This window comes from Arthrobacter sp. K4-10C (assembly GCF_059090085.1).
In genome coordinates this window covers 1-17,133 of sequence record NZ_JBNHFI010000009.1, presented here as the reverse complement: position 1 = coordinate 17,133, position 17,133 = coordinate 1, and the positions used below count along the sequence as shown (strand labels likewise).

At 66.1% G+C, this 17,133-nt stretch carries 21 protein-coding genes; 15 read left to right on the top strand and 6 right to left on the bottom strand.

Going from position 1 to position 17,133, the window contains the following annotated elements; translation table 11 throughout:
- Positions 1–22: 22 nt before the first annotated feature.
- From AC5RUU_RS13545 to AC5RUU_RS13475, 15 genes are all read left to right on the top strand, one after another.
- Positions 23–463, top strand: coding sequence for a hypothetical protein (locus tag AC5RUU_RS13545; protein WP_493975727.1), 441 nt, complete (start codon positions 23–25; stop codon positions 461–463).
- Positions 464–666: 203 nt separating this feature from the next.
- Positions 667–1,083, top strand: coding sequence for a 30S ribosomal protein S16 (rpsP, locus tag AC5RUU_RS13540; RefSeq protein ID WP_493975726.1), 417 nt, complete (start codon positions 667–669; stop codon positions 1,081–1,083).
- A 1-nt stretch (position 1,084) separates the two neighbouring features.
- Positions 1,085–1,327, top strand: a complete 243-nt coding sequence (locus AC5RUU_RS13535; RefSeq protein ID WP_009359302.1) for an RNA-binding protein — start codon at positions 1,085–1,087, stop codon at positions 1,325–1,327.
- Between the two features lie 108 nt (positions 1,328–1,435).
- Entirely contained in the window at positions 1,436–1,978 is a 543-nt protein-coding gene (gene rimM, locus AC5RUU_RS13530; protein WP_493975725.1) for a ribosome maturation factor RimM, read from the top strand.
- On the top strand, positions 1,978–2,790 hold the full coding sequence (gene trmD / locus AC5RUU_RS13525) for a tRNA (guanosine(37)-N1)-methyltransferase TrmD (protein ID WP_493975724.1): 813 nt from the start codon (positions 1,978–1,980) through the stop codon (positions 2,788–2,790). Before rimM ends, trmD begins: the two co-directional genes overlap by 1 nt.
- Positions 2,791–3,043: 253 nt before the next feature.
- A complete protein-coding gene (gene rplS / locus AC5RUU_RS13520) occupies positions 3,044–3,403 on the top strand; it encodes a 50S ribosomal protein L19 (RefSeq protein WP_009359303.1) in 360 nt (119 codons plus the stop codon).
- Positions 3,404–3,489: 86 nt separating this feature from the next.
- Entirely contained in the window at positions 3,490–4,167 is a 678-nt protein-coding gene (gene lepB / locus AC5RUU_RS13515; RefSeq protein WP_493975723.1) for a signal peptidase I, read from the top strand.
- Complete coding sequence (gene lepB, locus AC5RUU_RS13510; RefSeq protein WP_493975722.1) at positions 4,168–4,995, top strand: signal peptidase I; 828 nt, start codon at positions 4,168–4,170, stop codon at positions 4,993–4,995.
- 1 nt (position 4,996) lies between these two features.
- Positions 4,997–5,827 carry a ribonuclease HII gene (rnhB, locus tag AC5RUU_RS13505; RefSeq protein ID WP_493975721.1) on the top strand — a complete coding sequence of 277 codons (831 nt, stop codon included), beginning with the start codon at positions 4,997–4,999 and terminating at the stop codon, positions 5,825–5,827.
- Positions 5,828–5,878: 51 nt separating this feature from the next.
- The gene (locus tag AC5RUU_RS13500) at positions 5,879–6,205 is read left to right on the top strand and encodes a DUF2469 domain-containing protein (RefSeq protein WP_009359307.1); all 327 of its coding nucleotides are present in this window, start codon (positions 5,879–5,881) and stop codon (positions 6,203–6,205) included.
- A 110-nt stretch (positions 6,206–6,315) separates the two neighbouring features.
- Entirely contained in the window at positions 6,316–6,672 is a 357-nt protein-coding gene (locus tag AC5RUU_RS13495) for a YraN family protein (protein ID WP_493975720.1), read from the top strand.
- Entirely contained in the window at positions 6,673–8,217 is a 1,545-nt protein-coding gene (locus AC5RUU_RS13490; RefSeq protein WP_493975719.1) for a YifB family Mg chelatase-like AAA ATPase, read from the top strand. It begins immediately after the preceding gene.
- An 11-nt stretch (positions 8,218–8,228) separates the two neighbouring features.
- Entirely contained in the window at positions 8,229–9,413 is a 1,185-nt protein-coding gene (gene dprA, locus AC5RUU_RS13485) for a DNA-processing protein DprA (protein ID WP_493975718.1), read from the top strand.
- 84 nt (positions 9,414–9,497) lie between these two features.
- Positions 9,498–10,424 (top strand): tyrosine recombinase XerC, encoded by a 927-nt coding sequence (locus tag AC5RUU_RS13480; RefSeq protein ID WP_493975717.1) that lies wholly within the window; start codon positions 9,498–9,500, stop codon positions 10,422–10,424.
- Between the two features lie 229 nt (positions 10,425–10,653).
- Positions 10,654–11,157 carry a DUF3145 domain-containing protein gene (locus AC5RUU_RS13475; protein WP_493975716.1) on the top strand — a complete coding sequence of 168 codons (504 nt, stop codon included), beginning with the start codon at positions 10,654–10,656 and terminating at the stop codon, positions 11,155–11,157.
- A 115-nt stretch (positions 11,158–11,272) separates the two neighbouring features.
- Here AC5RUU_RS13475 and AC5RUU_RS13470 read toward each other — a convergent pair whose 3' ends face one another.
- The 6 genes from AC5RUU_RS13470 to AC5RUU_RS13445 form a co-directional block, all read right to left on the bottom strand.
- Positions 11,273–12,508: a beta-ketoacyl-[acyl-carrier-protein] synthase family protein gene (locus AC5RUU_RS13470; RefSeq protein WP_493975715.1), complete on the bottom strand. Its 1,236-nt coding sequence runs from the start codon at positions 12,506–12,508 to the stop codon at positions 11,273–11,275.
- Positions 12,509–12,674: 166 nt separating this feature from the next.
- Positions 12,675–12,920 (bottom strand): acyl carrier protein, encoded by a 246-nt coding sequence (locus AC5RUU_RS13465; protein ID WP_489320246.1) that lies wholly within the window; start codon positions 12,918–12,920, stop codon positions 12,675–12,677.
- Between the two features lie 80 nt (positions 12,921–13,000).
- Positions 13,001–14,062 carry a beta-ketoacyl-ACP synthase III gene (locus tag AC5RUU_RS13460; protein WP_493975714.1) on the bottom strand — a complete coding sequence of 354 codons (1,062 nt, stop codon included), beginning with the start codon at positions 14,060–14,062 and terminating at the stop codon, positions 13,001–13,003.
- Complete coding sequence (locus AC5RUU_RS13455) at positions 14,059–14,988, bottom strand: ACP S-malonyltransferase (RefSeq protein ID WP_493975713.1); 930 nt, start codon at positions 14,986–14,988, stop codon at positions 14,059–14,061. Before AC5RUU_RS13455 ends, AC5RUU_RS13460 begins: the two co-directional genes overlap by 4 nt.
- Positions 14,989–15,076: 88 nt before the next feature.
- Positions 15,077–16,321, bottom strand: a complete 1,245-nt coding sequence (locus AC5RUU_RS13450) for a PucR family transcriptional regulator (protein ID WP_493975712.1) — start codon at positions 16,319–16,321, stop codon at positions 15,077–15,079.
- Between the two features lie 156 nt (positions 16,322–16,477).
- On the bottom strand, positions 16,478–17,133 hold a 656-nt coding region (locus AC5RUU_RS13445), incomplete at its 5' end, for a transketolase-like TK C-terminal-containing protein (RefSeq protein WP_493975711.1).

The window sequence follows — 17,133 nt, the reverse complement described above, 5'->3', positions numbered from 1 at the left end:
TCGACGGAAGAAGGGTACTCCAATGGGCTTCACCGAGATCTTTGTCGCCACCCATGATGCCGCGCTTAAGCGTGCCGGCCTTCTCGACGAAGGCGGCAGCGCGCCGGCCGGCCAGGGGGTGCGGATCCCGGACATCAGCGACTTTGAGGTGGAGCAGCTCGGGGACCTTGCCGGCACCGCCGTGCACGCCGGTGGCGCGGACTACGAACTGACCATGGTCGATGTCACAAGCGATTCGCTGCTTGCTGTCCCACCGGCCATGGTCCGTGCCCTGGCCGACTTGTTGAGCTATGAGACCGAGGGCGAGGGAAACGTCCTCGACGATGTTGCCGAGCAGTGGGCGGCGCAGGACGACATGCCGTTCGATGCTGCCCGGGCGCGGACGTACATCCAGCAGCTGGCCGAACTGGCCCGCGGTATCGACGATTCGGAACGAACGGGACTCTACGTCTGGTCCGCCTGAGCGTTTTAGCGGGCCCGTCCCCGGCCCGGACCGCGTCAAGTCGAAATCGCGGCGCTCATCTGGCACAATAAACAGGTACTCGATCTGCGCGGCCCCTCTCTCCGCGTCCGGATCCTGTCCTTCGAACCCGCAAGTACGGCCCGCCCCACGGGTGCAGAAAACCGGGCTCACCCCCTTTTTCTGAAACAGGAGTGACCACAAAAGTGGCCGTAAAGATTCGCCTTAAGCGCTTCGGCAAGATGCGCGCCCCGTACTACCGCATCGTCGTCGCGGACTCACGCACCAAGCGTGACGGCCGCGCCATCGAGGAAATCGGCAAGTACCACCCCACCGAAGAGCCCTCATACATCGAGGTCAACTCCGAGCGTGCACAGTACTGGCTGTCCGTCGGCGCCCAGCCGTCCGAGCAGGTTGCCGCGATCCTGAAGATCACCGGTGACTGGCAGAAGTTCAAGGGCCTGCCGGGCCAGGAAGGCACCCTCAAGACCAAGTCTGAGAAGGAAGCCTTCGTTGCCCCGGAAAAGGGCACCGTGATCATCCCGGAAGCCATCACCAAGAAGGCACCCAAGTCTGACGCAGCCGAGGCACCGGCCGAAGCAGAGACCACCGAGGCTGAGTAGATTGCTGGCAGACGCGCTGGAGCACCTGGTCCGCGGGATCGTTGATTCCCCGGACGACGTCAAGGTCAGTTCGAAGAGCAACCGCCGCGGGGATACCCTCGAGGTGCGTGTTCATCAGGATGACCTCGGACGGGTGATCGGCCGCCAGGGCCGCACGGCACGCGCACTGCGCACCGTTGTTGCAGCTCTGGCCGGCGGCGAACCGGTGAGGGTCGACGTCGTCGACACCGACCGCCGCCGCTGAGCGCACGGCAACACCAGTTTTGCTCCGGCCCCTCCACCGCCAGGTGGAGGGGCCGGAGTCTTTTCCCGAACAACCGCTTTGAATTAACCAACCCGAACAGAGGAACACATGCAGCTTCAGGTGGCCCGCATCGGCAAGCCCCACGGCATCCGTGGTGAAGTCACGGTCCAGGTCCTGACCGACGCTCCTGAGGACCGCTTCGTCCCCGGCACCGAATTCGTGGTTGAGCCGGCTTCCTCCGGCCCCCTGACCGTCAGCAGCGCACGCTGGAACAAGGACATCCTCCTGCTCGGGTTTGAAGAGGTGGCCGACCGGAACCGGGCGGAGACGTTGCGCGGGGCCAAGCTCTTCGTCGAAACCGGGGACCTGGACGAGGACGGCGGCGAAGGCTGGTACGAGCACGAACTGGTCGGCCTCGAGGCCCGGATTGGCGACACTGCTGTCGGTAAGGTCAGCGCCCTCAACACCATGCCCGTCCAGGACCTGCTGGTGGTCACTACGCCGGATGGCGGGGAAGTCCTCATCCCGTTCGTGGAACAGATTGTGCCCGAGGTGAACATCGAGGAGGGGTATGTGCTCCTCACCCCGCCGGACGGACTCTTCGAGCTCAACTCCGAGGATGCCTCCTCCGAGCCCGAAGGCAAGGCCTGATGCGGATCGACGTCGTCAGTATTTTCCCGGAGTATCTTGCACCGCTGGAACTCTCACTGATCGGCAAGGCGCGGCAGGACGGGATCCTGGACCTCCACGTCCACGACCTCCGCAGGTTCACCACCGACAAGCACCGTTCCGTGGACGACACCCCCTACGGCGGAGGTGCGGGCATGGTCATGAAGCCCGAACCGTGGGCGCAAGCCCTTGCCGCCGTGGCCGGGGAGGGTCCGGAAGGGGCCGGCAGGCCGGTGCTCATCGTCCCCTCACCGGCGGGTGAGCGGTTTACGCAGGCGCTGGCCTATGAGCTTGCAGAGGAAGACCACCTCGCCTTTGCCTGCGGGCGCTACGAGGGCATCGACGAGCGCGTGATCGAGTGGTCCCGCGAGCACTTCGACGTGCGTCCGGTCAGCCTGGGGGATTATGTCCTGAACGGCGGTGAAGTGGCCGTCCTGGCCATGGTGGAGGCCATCGGGCGGCTGCTGCCCGGCGTCGTCGGCAATCCGGAATCGCTGGTGGAGGAGTCCCACTCCGACGGACTCCTGGAATACCCCGTTTACACAAAGCCCGCCGTCTGGCGGGACCGCGCCGTGCCGGCCGTGCTGCTCAGCGGCAACCACGGCAAGATCGCACAGTGGCGCCGCCACGAGCAGTTCCGCAGGACGGCGTCGCGCCGTCCGGACCTGCTGGAAGGGTTCGACGCCGGAAGCCTGCCCCGTGCCGACCGCGCCGAGTTGCAGGGCCTGGGCTACGACGTCGTTGACGGGAAGCTCGTCCGCCGCCCGGACGCCGCGGACGGCAAGCACGACTGACGGTGCACCCTTCCGTCCCGCCGGGCGCGGATTGGCTGTAACCGCTCCGCTGTGGCAAAATTAACCCTTGTGTCTGCTGGGCCAGCGCCTGCCACAGGGGGAGCGAAGCCAACAGCCTGACAACCGGCCCCGTCAAGAATGGGGGTGGCCGGGCCCACTTAGCTTTTGGCAGTATTTCCGGCGCTACCTGCGCAGGGCATTGCTGCCGTGATCCCAAAGTGAATGACCTGTGGCGTTCACCAGGAGTGCAATCATGCATATTCTCGATTCCGTAGATGCAGCTTCGCTGCGCACCGATGTTCCCGAGTTCCGCGCGGGTGACACCCTCAAGGTTCACGTGAACATCATCGAAGGCAAGAACTCCCGCGTCCAGGTGTTCCAGGGCTTCGTCCTGGGCCGCCAGGGTGACGGCGTCCGCGAGACCTTCACGGTCCGCAAGGTCTCCTTCGGTGTCGGCGTTGAGCGTACCTTCCCGGTACACTCCCCGATCATCGAAAAGATCGAGGTTGTCACCAAGGGCGACGTCCGCCGCGCAAAGCTTTACTACATGCGTGCACTGCGCGGTAAGGCTGCAAAGATCAAGGAAAAGCGCGACTTCAGCACCGCCAAGTAAGTCCTTTTCCGGACATACGAAGGCTGGGCCGCAGCCGTATCCGGCCAGCGCCGGAGCCACTAAGCACCAGCGCCAGGATACGGACCGTGGACCAGACAAAACGCCAGCCCGCCAGAATGGGCTGGCGTTTTGCGTTCCTGGCCCTTCTCCTTGCTGTCGCCGTCAGCGGCCTTGTCCGGTCCCTGTGGATAGACGTCTATTTCATTCCGTCCGAATCCATGGAGCCCCTGCTGGAGGGCGGAGACCGGATCCTGGTCTCCCGGACCGACTTCCAGGCCGAGCCGATTCAGCGGGGTGACATCGTTGTGTTCGACGGCAGGGGTACCTTCGCGCCGCTCAACAGCGGCAAAGGCCCGATTGTGGACACCGCAGCTGGCATCACCCAGTGGCTTGGCCTCACCGGCAGTGACACCACCTACGTCAAGCGGGTCATCGGGCTTCCCGGAGACACCGTGGCCTGCTGCAATGCGGCTGGGAAGATCACTGTCAACGGTGAGCCTCTCGATGAACCATACGTCTTCGACGGAGATGCCCCCAGCACCCGGAAGTTCACCGCAGTGGTCCCGGACGGACGGTTGTGGCTGATGGGGGACCACCGCTCGCTGTCCGCCGACTCCCGCAGCCTGCTGGGCGCACCCGGGGGCGGCATGGTGCCGATGGAACGGGTTATCGGACGTCCGGTCCAGATCATCTGGCCCCTTGATAGATTTGCTGCAGTACCTCGACCGCCTGCGGCGGAACCAACCCCAGAGAACGGACAGTAGATGCCCGAGAACCACGCGCGGACACCGGAACCGCGCCCCGACGGCGCTTCCGATACCGCGGCCGGCCAGGCCGCAGGGGGAGCCGTTCCGGGCCAGGAAACGCCTGCACCGGGGCAGGCGGAAAGCCGCTCCGCAGCGAAGGCTGCCGAAAAATCGGCCGGCAGTCCGGTGTTCGCCTGGCTTAAGGAGGTTGCCACCGTCGTGGTGATCGCCGTGGTGCTCTCCTTCCTGATCAAGACCTTTCTCTTCCGGGCCTTCTTCATCCCGTCGGAATCCATGGTGAACACCCTTGATGTCGATGACCGGATCTTCGTCAACCTCCTCGTGCCCGAGCCGTTCTCCCTCAGCCGCGGCGACGTTGTGGTCTTCCGTGACACCAAGGGCTGGCTTCCTCCGGTAGAGGAGAAGGTCCGCGGGCCGTTCACCTGGGTGCAGGACGGCCTGACATTCGTTGGGCTCCTCCCTGACAATTCCGAGCAGCACCTTGTCAAACGGGTCATCGGGTTGCCGGGCGACCACGTGGTCTGCTGCGATGCCGGCGGTAAACTGACCATTAACGGGACCGCCCTCGACGAAAGCTATGTGAACCCGGCCGAGGTCCCGCAGGTCCGGAACTTCGACGTCATTGTTCCCGAAGGGAAGGTGTGGGTGATGGGCGACAACCGGAACCACTCCGCCGACTCGCGGGCCCACATGGATGCCGACGGCGGCTTCATCGACCTCGACGATCTTGAGGGCAAGGCGGCGGTCATTGCATGGCCCCTGAACCGGGTCACCACCCTGGACAACTACCCGGACGTGTTCCGGAACGTACCGGCGGCCCCCTGACATGTCCCCGGCACTCAAGGCGAACCCGGCGGCAACCGCGTCGGCCCGCACCCGTTCCGGCTCTCCGAAAGTATCCGCAGGCCGCGCCAAAGCGCCCACGCTGGGGCACGAGCGGTCCTTCCGGACGCAGGGCGTGCGCTACCTCGCAGGAGTGGACGAGGTGGGGCGCGGCGCCCTGGCCGGCCCCGTGAGCGTGGGTATAGCCGTTGTCGACCTTGAGCGCCAAAAAAGCCTGGCCGGGGTTCGGGACAGCAAACTCCTGGCACCTGCCGAGCGGGAACGCCTTGAGCCACTGGTCCGCCGCTGGAGCGTGGCCTCAGCGGTAGGGCATGCCACCGCGCAGGAGATTGATGCGTTTGGGATCATGGCCGCGCTGCGCCTGGCCGGAACCCGCGCCTGGTGTGAGGTCCTCGCTTCCGGGGTTACCCCGGACCTGGTGCTGCTGGACGGCAACCACAACTGGCTTTCTCCGGCGGAGCAACTGTCCCTGTTCGAGCCCGTTGCGCTGGAAGCGGCCTGCCACGCCCCGGTGCACACCAAAATCAAAGCGGACATGCAGTGCCTGAGTGTTGCGGCGGCCAGTGTCATCGCCAAAGTGGAGCGGGACAGGACCATGCGGCAGCTGCATACCGAGTACCCCGACTTTGGCTGGGACATTAACAAGGGTTATGCCACGGCGCTGCACCGGGACATGCTCCGCGCCGCCGGCCCCACGCCCTATCACCGCGTGAGCTGGCGGCTGCTTGGCGGCGAGCTCCTGGACGGGGAGGGTGCCGACGGGGATCCGGCCGACGAAGAAATCCCCGGCATGGAGGAATCCGCTGCGGGCTGATCCCTGCATGCTCCGGCGGTTGCTGCGGCGAAGATGGTGCAAGATGGAAGCATGAGTGCCGAGGATCTTGAAAACTACGAAACCGACATGGAGCTGCAGCTCTACCGTGAATACCGCGACGTCGTCGGACTGTTCAGCTATGTTGTCGAGACCGAACGGCGCTTCTACCTGGCCAACCACGTAGATCTGCAGGCCCGCAGCGCGGACGGTGAAGTCTACTTCGACCTGACACTGCAGGACGCCTGGGTATGGGACGTTTACCGCTCCGCACGGTTCGTCAAGAGTGTCCGTGTCCTCACGTTCAAGGACGTCAACGTGGAGGAACTTCCGCGCAACGAGGAACTTGCCATGCCCAAGGACGTGGACCTGGGCAACTAGCTCCCGAGCGGTTGCCGCACTTTCCCTCCACACCACCGCCGTATTCACATAGGGCCCGGCCGCCCTGTCCGCCGTAACCTCCGCCGCGCACGCTGGTTGCGGAGGTAGAAATGAAATCCAAAGACCTGTTGGGCCGGCACGGTGAGGAGCTCGCCGCCGGGTACCTTGAGTCGCTGGGCATGCTGGTGGTGGAACGCAACTGGCGCTGCCCGGAAGGCGAAATCGACATCGTCGCCCTCGATGGTGACGCCCTGGTCATCGCGGAAGTCAAAACGCGGCGTTCCCTTGACTATGGCCACCCGTTTGAGGCGGTGGGTCCGGAAAAGCTCTCGCGGCTGCACCGTCTCGGTTCGGCATGGTGCCGGGACCGGGAGTTGCGGATGCCGCTGCGGCGGGTGGATGTTATCGCCGTCGTCGATGACGGCAGAGGCCTCCCCGTGGTGGAACACCTCAAGGGGGTGGGCTGAGTGGCGCTCGGCCGCACGTATTCGATTGCCCTGGTTGGGCTGAGCGGATACATGGTTGAAGTCGAGGCGGACATAGGACAGACTCTCCCGGCTTTTGTCATCCTCGGGCTGCCCGACGCTTCACTGAACGAGGCCAGGGAGCGGATCAGGTCCGCGGCGAAGAATTCCGGGATCCCGCTCAGCCGGAGGAAAATCACCGCCAACCTGATTCCGGCCTCGCTCCCCAAACGCGGTTCCGGCTTCGATTTGGCAGTCACCATGGCCGTGCTCCGGGCGGCCAATGACATCAGGCCCACCGGGCGGACCGTCTTCATCGCTGAACTGGGGCTGGACGGCCGGCTCCGGCCGGTCCGCGGGATACTTCCCGCGGTCATGGCTTCGGTGCAGGCAGGATACCCCGACATTGTGGTGGCGCAGCCAAACCTCGCTGAGGCCGCCCTGGTTCCGGGGGCGAACGTGCGCGGGTACCGGACCCTGGCCCGGCTGGCACTGGACTTTGGCGCGGATCCCCAGGAGCTCGCGCTCGACTTCGAACCCGACGACCAGGAAGATGTCGGCGACGCGGCCGCCGATTCCGCACCCTGCCCCGATATGGCAGACGTGTCGGGGCAGGCCGACGCACGCCGGGCACTGGAGGTCGCAGCTGCCGGCGCCCACCACCTGCTGCTGACCGGCCCGCCCGGTGCCGGCAAAACGATGCTCGCGGAACGCCTGCCCGGCCTGCTGCCCGATCTTGGCGACCACGAATCCATGGAGGTCACCGCCATTCACTCGCTGTGCGGGCTCCCGTCATCATCGGTACAGCTTCTTCGGCGGCCGCCGTTTGAAAGCCCCCACCATTCGGCCACGGCCGCTGCCATCATTGGCGGTGGATCGGGACTGCCCCGGCCGGGGGCTGCCTCGCGCGCACACAGGGGAGTGCTGTTCCTGGACGAGGCGCCCGAATACGAGCGCCGGGTCCTGGATGCGCTGCGGCAGCCCCTGGAAAGCGGTGAGCTGGTGATCCACAGGTCGGCAGGCACCGCAGCTTATCCCGCTCGCTTTCAGCTTGTGCTCGCAGCCAATCCCTGCCCCTGCGGCAAGGCTTCCGGCAAGGGGCTCGAGTGCACTTGCACACCCATGATGCGGCGACGGTACCTCGCCAGGATGTCGGGGCCACTGCTGGACCGGGTGGACATCCAGCTGCAGGTCGAACGGGTTTCGCTTGCCGAGTTCGGGCAGTCCGGGGTTGAGGAGGACACCGCATCTGTTGCCCGGCGGGTGCGGGATGCCCGCTTCCGGCAGTTCGAGCGGCTGCAGCCATTCGGACTGGAAACGAATTCCCAGGTGCCGGGCCGGATCCTGCGTGGTGAACTGCGGCTGGAGCCGGCGGCAACCCGTATCCTCGACCACTCCCTGGAACGTGGCGTCCTCACCGCGCGCGGCTACGACCGGGTACTGCGTCTGGCTTGGACGCTTGCCGACCTGGGGCAGCGGGAAAGGCCGGCCACCGACGACATCGGACAGGCACTCGGACTGCGGCAGGCTGCGGCGGCCGCGGCATGAAGGAAACATCAATGGACCAAGATCGTCTGGCACGTGCCGCGCTGTCACGGCTGATGGAACCCCAGGACGCCGCAGGCCTTGCACTCGTCCGCGTCGCGGGCGCAGTAGACGCCCTCGGCATCGCCACAGGTGAGTTGAAGCCAGGGCCTGATTTGGAGCGGGAGATCACCGCCCTCCTCGCGGAGAGTGGACCTGCGACCAGCTGGGCCGGGCTGTCCGCGGCCCGGAAACGGTGGCAGCCCCGGATCCCTGACCTTGCGCCGGAACGGGACCTTGCGACCATGGCGCGCCTGGGCGGACGGCTCATCACGCCGTCCGACGCGCTATGGCCCGGCCAGTTGGCAGACCTTGGAATACAGGAGCCCATCTGCCTTTGGTGGCGTGGTCATGAACAGTTCCTTCCTGCCATGGACACCTGCATTGCACTGGTGGGGTCGCGGGACAGCACCAGCTACGGGGCCTCGGTTACGGGTGACCTCGCCTACTCGCTTGCCCAGCGGGGATTCACCGTGGTGTCGGGCGGCGCCTATGGCATCGACGCCCATGCCCACCGGGCGGCGCTGGCCGGAGGCTCGGGCGCTGTGCCCACAATTGCGGTCATGGCGGGCGGCGTGGACCGGTTCTATCCGTCCGGGAATGAGGATCTTTTGCGGGCCGTCGCAAACCAGGGTGCTGTACTCGCGGAGGTTCCTCCGGGGTCTGCCCCCACACGCTATCGGTTCCTGCAGCGCAACCGGCTGATTGCGGCCCTGTCGGCCGTAACGGTCGTGGTGGAGGCGCGCTGGCGCTCCGGGGCCCTCAACACTGCCCACCACGCTGAGACCCTCGGCCGTGCGGTCGGCGCTGTTCCAGGTTCGGTTCACAGCGCCAATTCGGCAGGATGCCACCGGCTGCTGCGGGATGGGGGAGCCGTCTGTGTTACCGACGCCGCAGAAGTCGCCGAGCTGGCTTCGCCGAGCGGCACGGCCCTGCCCGAACAGCGGCACGGCGACGCCCAGGTGCAGGACGGCCTGACCCTCGAGGATCTGATCCTGCTGGACGCGTTGCCGTTGCGGTCCACCACGTCCGTCGAGAAGCTCTCGGCTGTGGCAGGCCTGGGGCAGGACTCGGTGCGGGCTGGTCTTGGCAGGCTGGGCCTGCTCGGACTGGCTGTTTCCGAGCGTGGCGGCTGGAAACGCGGCAAGGCTTCAGCCTGAGGTGGGACGGAATCGCGGGAGGCGTTGGCGGGCACGTACCGTGTCAGCCTGCGGTTCGGCGCCAGCAGCTGAGACAGTATAGGAGTGGAAAATGAGGAACTGCCCCCGGGACTCAACCAGGCCCTGGACGCGTTCGCGGGCTACCTGTCGGGGGAGCGTGCCGTGTCTGCCCACACCCGGCGCGCGTATCTGGGAGACCTCCGCAGCCTCCTGGCACATGCAGCATCGGAAGGTGCCACCGGGCTTCAGGATCTTGAGCTGGGAACTCTCCGCCGCTGGCTGGGCGCCCAGAGCCAGTCCGGCGCCGCCCGGGCAACCCTTGCCCGGCGATCCGCCACAGTAAGGGCCTTCACTGCCTGGGCCCTGCGGGAGGAGCAGATTGCAGTGGACCCGGCGCTGCGGCTGAAGGCGCCGAAGCGGGAACAGTCCCTGCCCGGCGTCCTGCACAGTTCCCAGCTGACCCGGCTGCTGGCACAGCTGGGCGAATCGGCGGCCGAAGGCGCACCCCTGGCTATCCGCGACCGCGCCATTGTGGAACTCCTCTACGCCACGGGCGTGCGTGTGGGTGAACTTGCCGGCCTGGACATCGATGACCTGGATCCTGACCGGCGTACACTGCGGGTCCTGGGCAAGGGCAACAAGGAACGCACCGTCCCCTACGGTGTTCCTGCAGCAGTGGCGGTAGATGACTGGCTGCGCCGTGGCCGGCCCGTGCTTGCCCGGGACAACAGCGGCCCGGCACTGTTCCTGGGAGCCCGCGGCCGCCGGGTGGACCAACGGCAGGTGCGTGAACTGGTGCGCCGGCTCTTCGAGGCATTGGGCGATACCTCAGCCTCGGGACCCCATGCCCTCCGCCATTCGGCGGCAACGCATCTGCTCGACGGCGGGGCGGACCTGCGCGCAGTGCAGGAAATCCTGGGGCACAGCAGCCTGGCAACGACGCAGATCTACACGCACGTTTCGGTTGACCGGCTGCGGAAAAGCTACCAGCAGGCCCACCCCCGCGCTTGAATTCACGGTGGGCGAATCGCACTGGCGTAATTCTGCGGGGTACGGCACAATAAGAGTCACGTCCGGCAACTTTCAAGTAACGCTTGAAGCCCCATGGGCTGACGGCGGTGCGTAAAGTCCGGACTGTGCATATCTGAATAACAGGCAGGAAGGTTCGCGGAGCAGGGCACAGCAGTTCATCCAAGCAGAGGTCGTTGGGGAAGACGTACCTAGAGCTATGGAGGATGGAATGTCTGTTGCAATGACCCGCGGTGTGCTTTTCGTTCACTCGGCCCCTACGGCCCTGTGCCCTCATGTCGAGTGGGCCATCGGTTCCGTCGTGGACAAGCGGACGGATCTTGAGTGGACCCCTCAGCCTGCCGCGCCCGGAATGTTTCGTGCCGAATTGTCCTGGACCGGGACACCCGGCACCGGGGCCAAGTTGGCGTCCTCACTCCGCGGCTGGGCGCATCTGCGCTTCGAGGTGACGGAGGAACCGAGCCAGGGGGTGGATGGCGGCCGCTGGTCCCATACCCCTGAGCTGGGTATTTTTCATGCCATGACGGACGTGCACGGCAACATCATGGTGTCCGAGGACCGCATCCGGTACGCATACGAGTCCGGAGCAGGTGACCCTGCAGCCGTCTACCATGAGCTGTCGCTTGCGCTTGGTGAGGCTTGGGATGAGGAGCTGGAACCATTCCGGCACGCCGCGGAAGGCGCTCCCGTACGTTGGCTCCACCAGGTGGGCTGACCGCCGTCGTACTTCCTTTCCGGTCACTGAACCGGCACAACACTCCATAGCACAAGGGGAGGCCCCGCCATCCGGCGGGGCCTCCCCTTGTGCTCCGGGCCCGCCCGTCGGGATGTCAGATGCTGCGGACGGCGACGACGGCGTTGTGGCCGCCGAAGCCGAAGGAGTTGCTGAGTGCGACGATGTTTCCGGCGGGCAGGTCGCGGGCGGAAGTAACAACGTCGAGCGGGATCTCCGGATCCTGGTTTTCGAGGTTGATGGTCACGGGCGCCTTGCGCTCGTAAACGGCCAGTACGGTGAGTACCGCCTCGACGGCTCCGGAGGCGCCCAGCAGATGGCCCATCTGCGACTTGGTCGCGGAGACAGCCACGTTGTCTACATGGTTGCCCAGGGCCGCGCGGAGGGCGGTGTATTCGGGCTTGTCTCCGACGGGCGTGGAGGTGGCGTGGGCGTTCACGTGAACCACGTCCTCCGCCTGGATCCGGCCGTCAAACATTGCGGCCTTCAGTGCACGGGTCGCGCCCAGGCCTGCGGGGTCCGGCGCCGTGATGTGGTAGGCGTCGGCGGTGACGGACGTGCCGGCGAGTTCACCGTAGATACGGGCTCCGCGGGCCAGGGCGTGCTCCTCAGCTTCAAGGACCAGTGCGCCTGCGCCTTCGCCCATGACGAAGCCGTCGCGTGCAGTGTCGTAGGGGCGGGATGCGCCCTCGGGATCGTCATTGCGCCGGGACAGGGCCTGCATGGAGGCGAACGCCGCCAGGGGCATCGGGTGGATGGCTGCCTCGGCGCCGCCGCACATCACCACGTCAGCCTTGCCGGAACGGATCAGGTCGAGGCCAAGGTGCATGGCCTCGGTGCCGGACGCACAGGCGGATACCGGGGTGTGGGCACCGGCCCGGGCGCCAAGGTCCAGGCTCACGGCCGCGGCAACACCGTTGGGCATCAGCATGGGAACGGTCATGGGCAGGACCCGGCGGGGGCCTTTTTCCTTTAGCGTGTCCCAGGCATCCAGCAGCGTCCACACGCCTCCGATGCCGGTTGCGAAGGCAACCGCCAGGCGATCCTTGTCGAACTCCGTGATGCCGGAGTCAGCCCAGGCCTCCCGTGCTGCGATAACGCCAAACTGGGTGGAGGGATCCATCCGCTTGGCCTCGACCCGGCTGAGCACGTCGAGGGCCGAGGTGCTGCACCGGGCTGCGAAATGGACGGGAAGCTCGTACTGGGCAACCCAGTCGTCCTCCAGGGTGCGGGCACCGGAGACCCCCTTGAGCGCGTTGTTCCACATCGTGGGAACGTCGCCGCCGATGGGCGTGGTGGCACCCAGACCGGTAATGACCACTTTGCGTGTCATGGGATCACTCTTTCGTCGGTGGGGAATCCGTCTCCGTTCCCGGAGGGTCCCGCATGTTGAGGGCCGGCTCAGGCCGGGTGAAGCAAGATGGCAGAAAATGCGGCGGGGCTGCCGGTCCGGTCATCCGGACCGGCAGCCCCGCCAAGCCGAACGGGGAAAGCCTGGACTAGGCCTGCGCTCCGGCGATGAAGCTGACAGCGTCGCCAACGGTCTTGAGGTTCTTGACCTCTTCGTCCGGGATGCGCACGCCGAACTTCTCTTCAGCGTTCACCACGATGGTCATCATGGAGATGGAGTCGATGTCCAGGTCCTCGGTGAAGGACTTGTCCAGCTCCACGGACTCGGGGGCCAGGCCGGTTTCCTCGTTGACGATTTCAGCCAGGCCGGCCAGGATCTCTTCGTTGCTAGCCATTGATGGCTCCTTTTCTTGTTTTGCCGGCAGGGGCTGCCGGAAATGGTTCAGGCCGCGGGTGCGGCCCCTTTGGGACGTTCCTAGGGAAGGACAACTACCTGTGCGCCGAAAACCAGCCCGGCGCCGAAGCCGATCTGCAGCGCCAGCCCGCCGCTGAGGCCGGGGTTTTCCTGAAGCAGGCGGTGCGTTGCCAGCGGGATGGAGGCCGCGGACGTGTTGCCGGCGTCGGCAATGTCCCGTGCCACTGTAACCGTCTCCGGCAGCTTCAGCTTCTTCACCATCTCGTCGATGATGCGCATGTTCGCCTGGTGGGGGATAAAGGCCACCAGGTCTTCGGCCTGCACGCCTGCTGCGTCAAGTGCCTGCTGTGCAACCTTGGCCATTTCCCAGACGGCCCACCGGAAAACGGTCTGGCCGTCCTGGCGAAGTGTGGGGTACAGCTCCTGGGCCTCTTCAAGGAGTGCGAGGTCCCCGGTGGAGTCGGACTGGCGGGCTGCCATGCCCAGGTCACGGACATCCAGGATGGAGCGGGTCATGCCGATCGCGTCCCACTTGCTGCCATCCGAACCCCACACCGAGGGTGCGATGCCCGGAGTCTCGGACGGCCCGATCACCACGGCGCCGGCACCGTCGCCAAGCAGGAAAGAGATGGTGCGTTCCCGGTTGTCGATGACGTCGGAGAGCTTCTCCGCGCCGACCACCAGGACGTACTTGGCCGTTCCGGAGCGGACCAGGGCGTCGCCCTGGGCGATGCCGTAGCAGTAGCCGGCGCACGCGGCGGAAATATCGAAGGCGGGTGCCGGTGTGGCCCCCAGGCGGTCCGCCAGGCTGGCTGCAGCCGACGGCGTGGCGTAAGGGTGGGTCACGGTGGAAACAATGACGGCGCCGAGGTCCGAGGCCTGGATGCCGGCCTTCTCCATCGCCTCACGGGCAGCGCCCTCGGCCATGTCGATGACACTGACGTCAGCCTTGGCACGGTGCCGCGTGACGATGCCGGTCCGCTGGCGGATCCACTCGTCAGAGGAGTCGATCCACTGGCACACGTCCTCATTGGTGACGATGACGTCCGGCCGGTAGGCGCCCAGGCCCAGGATGCGGGTGTGCTCCTGGATGGGAGCCTGTTTCAGCGTGGGAACGCTCATGCGTTGCCCTCCAGTTCTGCGAAGAGAGCCAGGGCGGTGGACAGATCGTCGGGGGTCTTGACTGCAACGGTTCTGACGCCCGGCATGCCGCGCTTTGCCAGGCCGGCGAGCGTTCCAGCGGGGGCCAGCTCGATGACGCCGGTGACGCCCCGCTGGACCATGGCCTCCATGCACAGGTCCCAGCGGACCGGGCGTGACACCTGCGCGATGAGGCTGTCGACGGCGGCAGGGCCTTCGGTGACTTCGCCGCCGTCGTAGTTGGACAGCAGGGGAACGGCTGGGGCCTGCGGCTTCAGCTTCGGCTCAAGGGCCTTCAACGCACTGACTGCAGGGGACATGTGGCTTGTGTGGAAGGCGCCGGCGACCTTTAGCGGTATGACCCGCGCCTTGGCGGGAGGGTTGTCAGCGAGAGCCTGGAGCTGTTCGAAGGTCCCGGCGGCTACGGTCTGGCCTGCGCCGTTGACGTTGGCTGGGGTGGCGCCGGACGCTTCGATGGCTGCCAGGACCTCGGCCGGTTCCCCGCCCACCACGGCGCTCATTCCGGTGGGAGTGACGGAGGCTGCCGCGGCCATGCTGTTGGCACGCTCGCGCACGAACGTCATGGCTTCCTGCTCGGTCAGGACGTTAGCCAGGGCGGAGGCGGTGATTTCACCGACCGAGTGTCCGGCCAGGATCACCGGCAGCGTGCTCAGCTCAACGTCGAAGAGCGATGTTGCGGCCACGAGGCCGGCAGCCACGATCAAGGGCTGCGCTACCGCGGTGTCCTTGATGGTCTCCTCGTCGGACGTGGTTCCATGAGCGATGAGGTCGATACCGGCGATGTCGCTCAGGGAGGCCAGTTGGCCCGCCACCGGGGGCAGTTCCAGCCACGGGGCCAGAAAACCCGGGGTTTGTGAGCCCTGTCCAGGGCAGACTATTGCAAGCACGTAACCAGCTTTCCAAATTACTGTGTGATCCAGCGGTGTTTGTCCGCACCAAGCTCACGGGGTCAGGTTGTAGGAAGTCTACAACGGGTCAGGGCTGATTCCGCGACGGTTGACGTTCTGTGGCGGCTTTGGGCGGCGCCGAAAGACGGCCCACCACGAGCGCCGCCTGCAGGACAAAAGCCTCCCGGGGAAGGAGTGGGTCCCAACCTGTCACGTCGCAGACGCGCTTCAGCCGGTACCTCACCGTGTTGGCATGGACAAAGAGTTCGCGCGCCGTAGCCTCGAGCGAATGGCCCAGTTCAAGGTAGGTGCCAAGGGTTTCCACCAGGCCGTTGGATGCAGCCAGCAGGGGCCGGTAGATGTTCTTGACGAGGGAGCGCCGTGCGGCGTCGTCGCCGGAGATGACACGCTCAGGCAGCAAGTCGTCCGCGGCCACGGGGCGGGGTGCGGACGGCCATGCCTTGGCGGCGGTGAGGCCCGCGAATGCCGACTGCGCCGAGCCGCTGGCTTCCAGCAGAGAGCCTGCCTCGGGCCCGTAGACGACGGGCCCGGGCGCGAACATGTCACTGAGTTTCACGTAGGCGGTTTCCCGGTCCTGGAGGCCGCCAAGGATGAGGATCAACCGGTCGCCCTGGATGCCCACCAGCGCGTCTTCGGCGTAGCGCCCGGCCATGCGGCGCAGTTCGCTGACGTAGCTGGCACTGGGCTCGGAGGGCGAGTTGCCCACCATTACCGTGAAGCGCTCCTGCGCTTTCCATCCCAGTGCGGCGATCCTGGAACGCAGGGCGTCGGTGTTTTCGCCGCGAAGGATGGCGTCCACGATCAGTGCTTCCAGCCGGGTGTCCCAGGAACCACGGGATTCCGCGGCGCGGGCGTAGACGTCAGCGGCGGCAAACGCCACCTCCCGGGAATAGCGCAGGACAGCTTCGCGCAGGGACGGCTGGTCTGCCTCCGGGGCAATGACGGGGACCTGGTCTTCCACCACCTCCACCACAATCCGGATTAGCTGCAGTGCTTTTTGCAGGCTGATGGAACGGGTCAGCTCCGTGGGTGCCGTGCCGAAAACGTCCGTGAGGATCCATGACGGCGAGCTCGGCCGTTCATACCAGGTGACGAATGCTGCGATGCCGTTTTGTGCCACCATGCCCAGCGCCGACCGTTCGTCCGAGCTCAGCCGGCTGTACCACGGAAGCGACTTTTCCAGTTCCCGCAGGGTGGTGGTAGACAGCTGTCCGACGTTTGCCCGCAACTTCTTGAGGGTTTCCGACTTCTCCGGAGTGACCTTGGGCTCGGCCGGTTTGCGCTTCGCGGACGGGGTGGCAGGTGCTGGCATTCTTTGAGCATACGGGCAGCGGGCGGCAACCTCCATTTGTGCGAAGGCTACAATCCGCTTTGTCGTGCATCACACGTTCTGCGCGTGCCCCGCAACGGACGACGGCGGCCCCCACCTTTCGGAGGGAGCCGCCGTCGTTGCTTCTAGCCGGGACAGTTAAGCCTCGCCTCCGGCGTTGCCGGTGGTTCCGGCGTTCACGTTGTGCAGGCGGTACTTCTCGATGGCCTTGACCGGAGCCTGGGCGTCCACTTCGCCGCGGCGCGCCAGCATTTCAAGGGCGCGCACCACGATGGAGTGGGTGTCGTTCTTGAAGTAGCGGCGGGCTGCTGCGCGGGTGTCCGAGAAGCCGAAGCCGTCGGCGCCGAGGGTGGCGTATTCATTGGGGATGAATTGCCGGATCTGGTCGGGGACGGCCTTCATGTAGTCCGAGACCGCGACGACGGGGCCGGTGGCGCCTTCGAGTTGCCGGGTGACGAACGGGACCCGGGCGGGCTGTTCGGGGTTGAGGAAGGCTTCTTCTTCGGCGGCGAGGCCGTCGCGCCGGAGTTCGTTCCAGGAGGTGACGGACCAGACGTCGGCGGACACGGACCAGTCCTCGGCGAGGATCCGCTGGGCTTCCAGGGCCCAGGGGACGGAGACGCCGGAGGCCAGGATCTGCGTGCGGGGCCCGTCGATCTTGGCGGGCTGGAGCAGGTAGATGCCCTTGAGCACGCCCTCGATGTCCAGTTCCTCGGGTTCGGCCGGCTGCAGGATGGGTTCGTTGTAGACGGTGAGGTAGTACATCAGGTTCCGGTCGGCGGATTCCGGGCCGT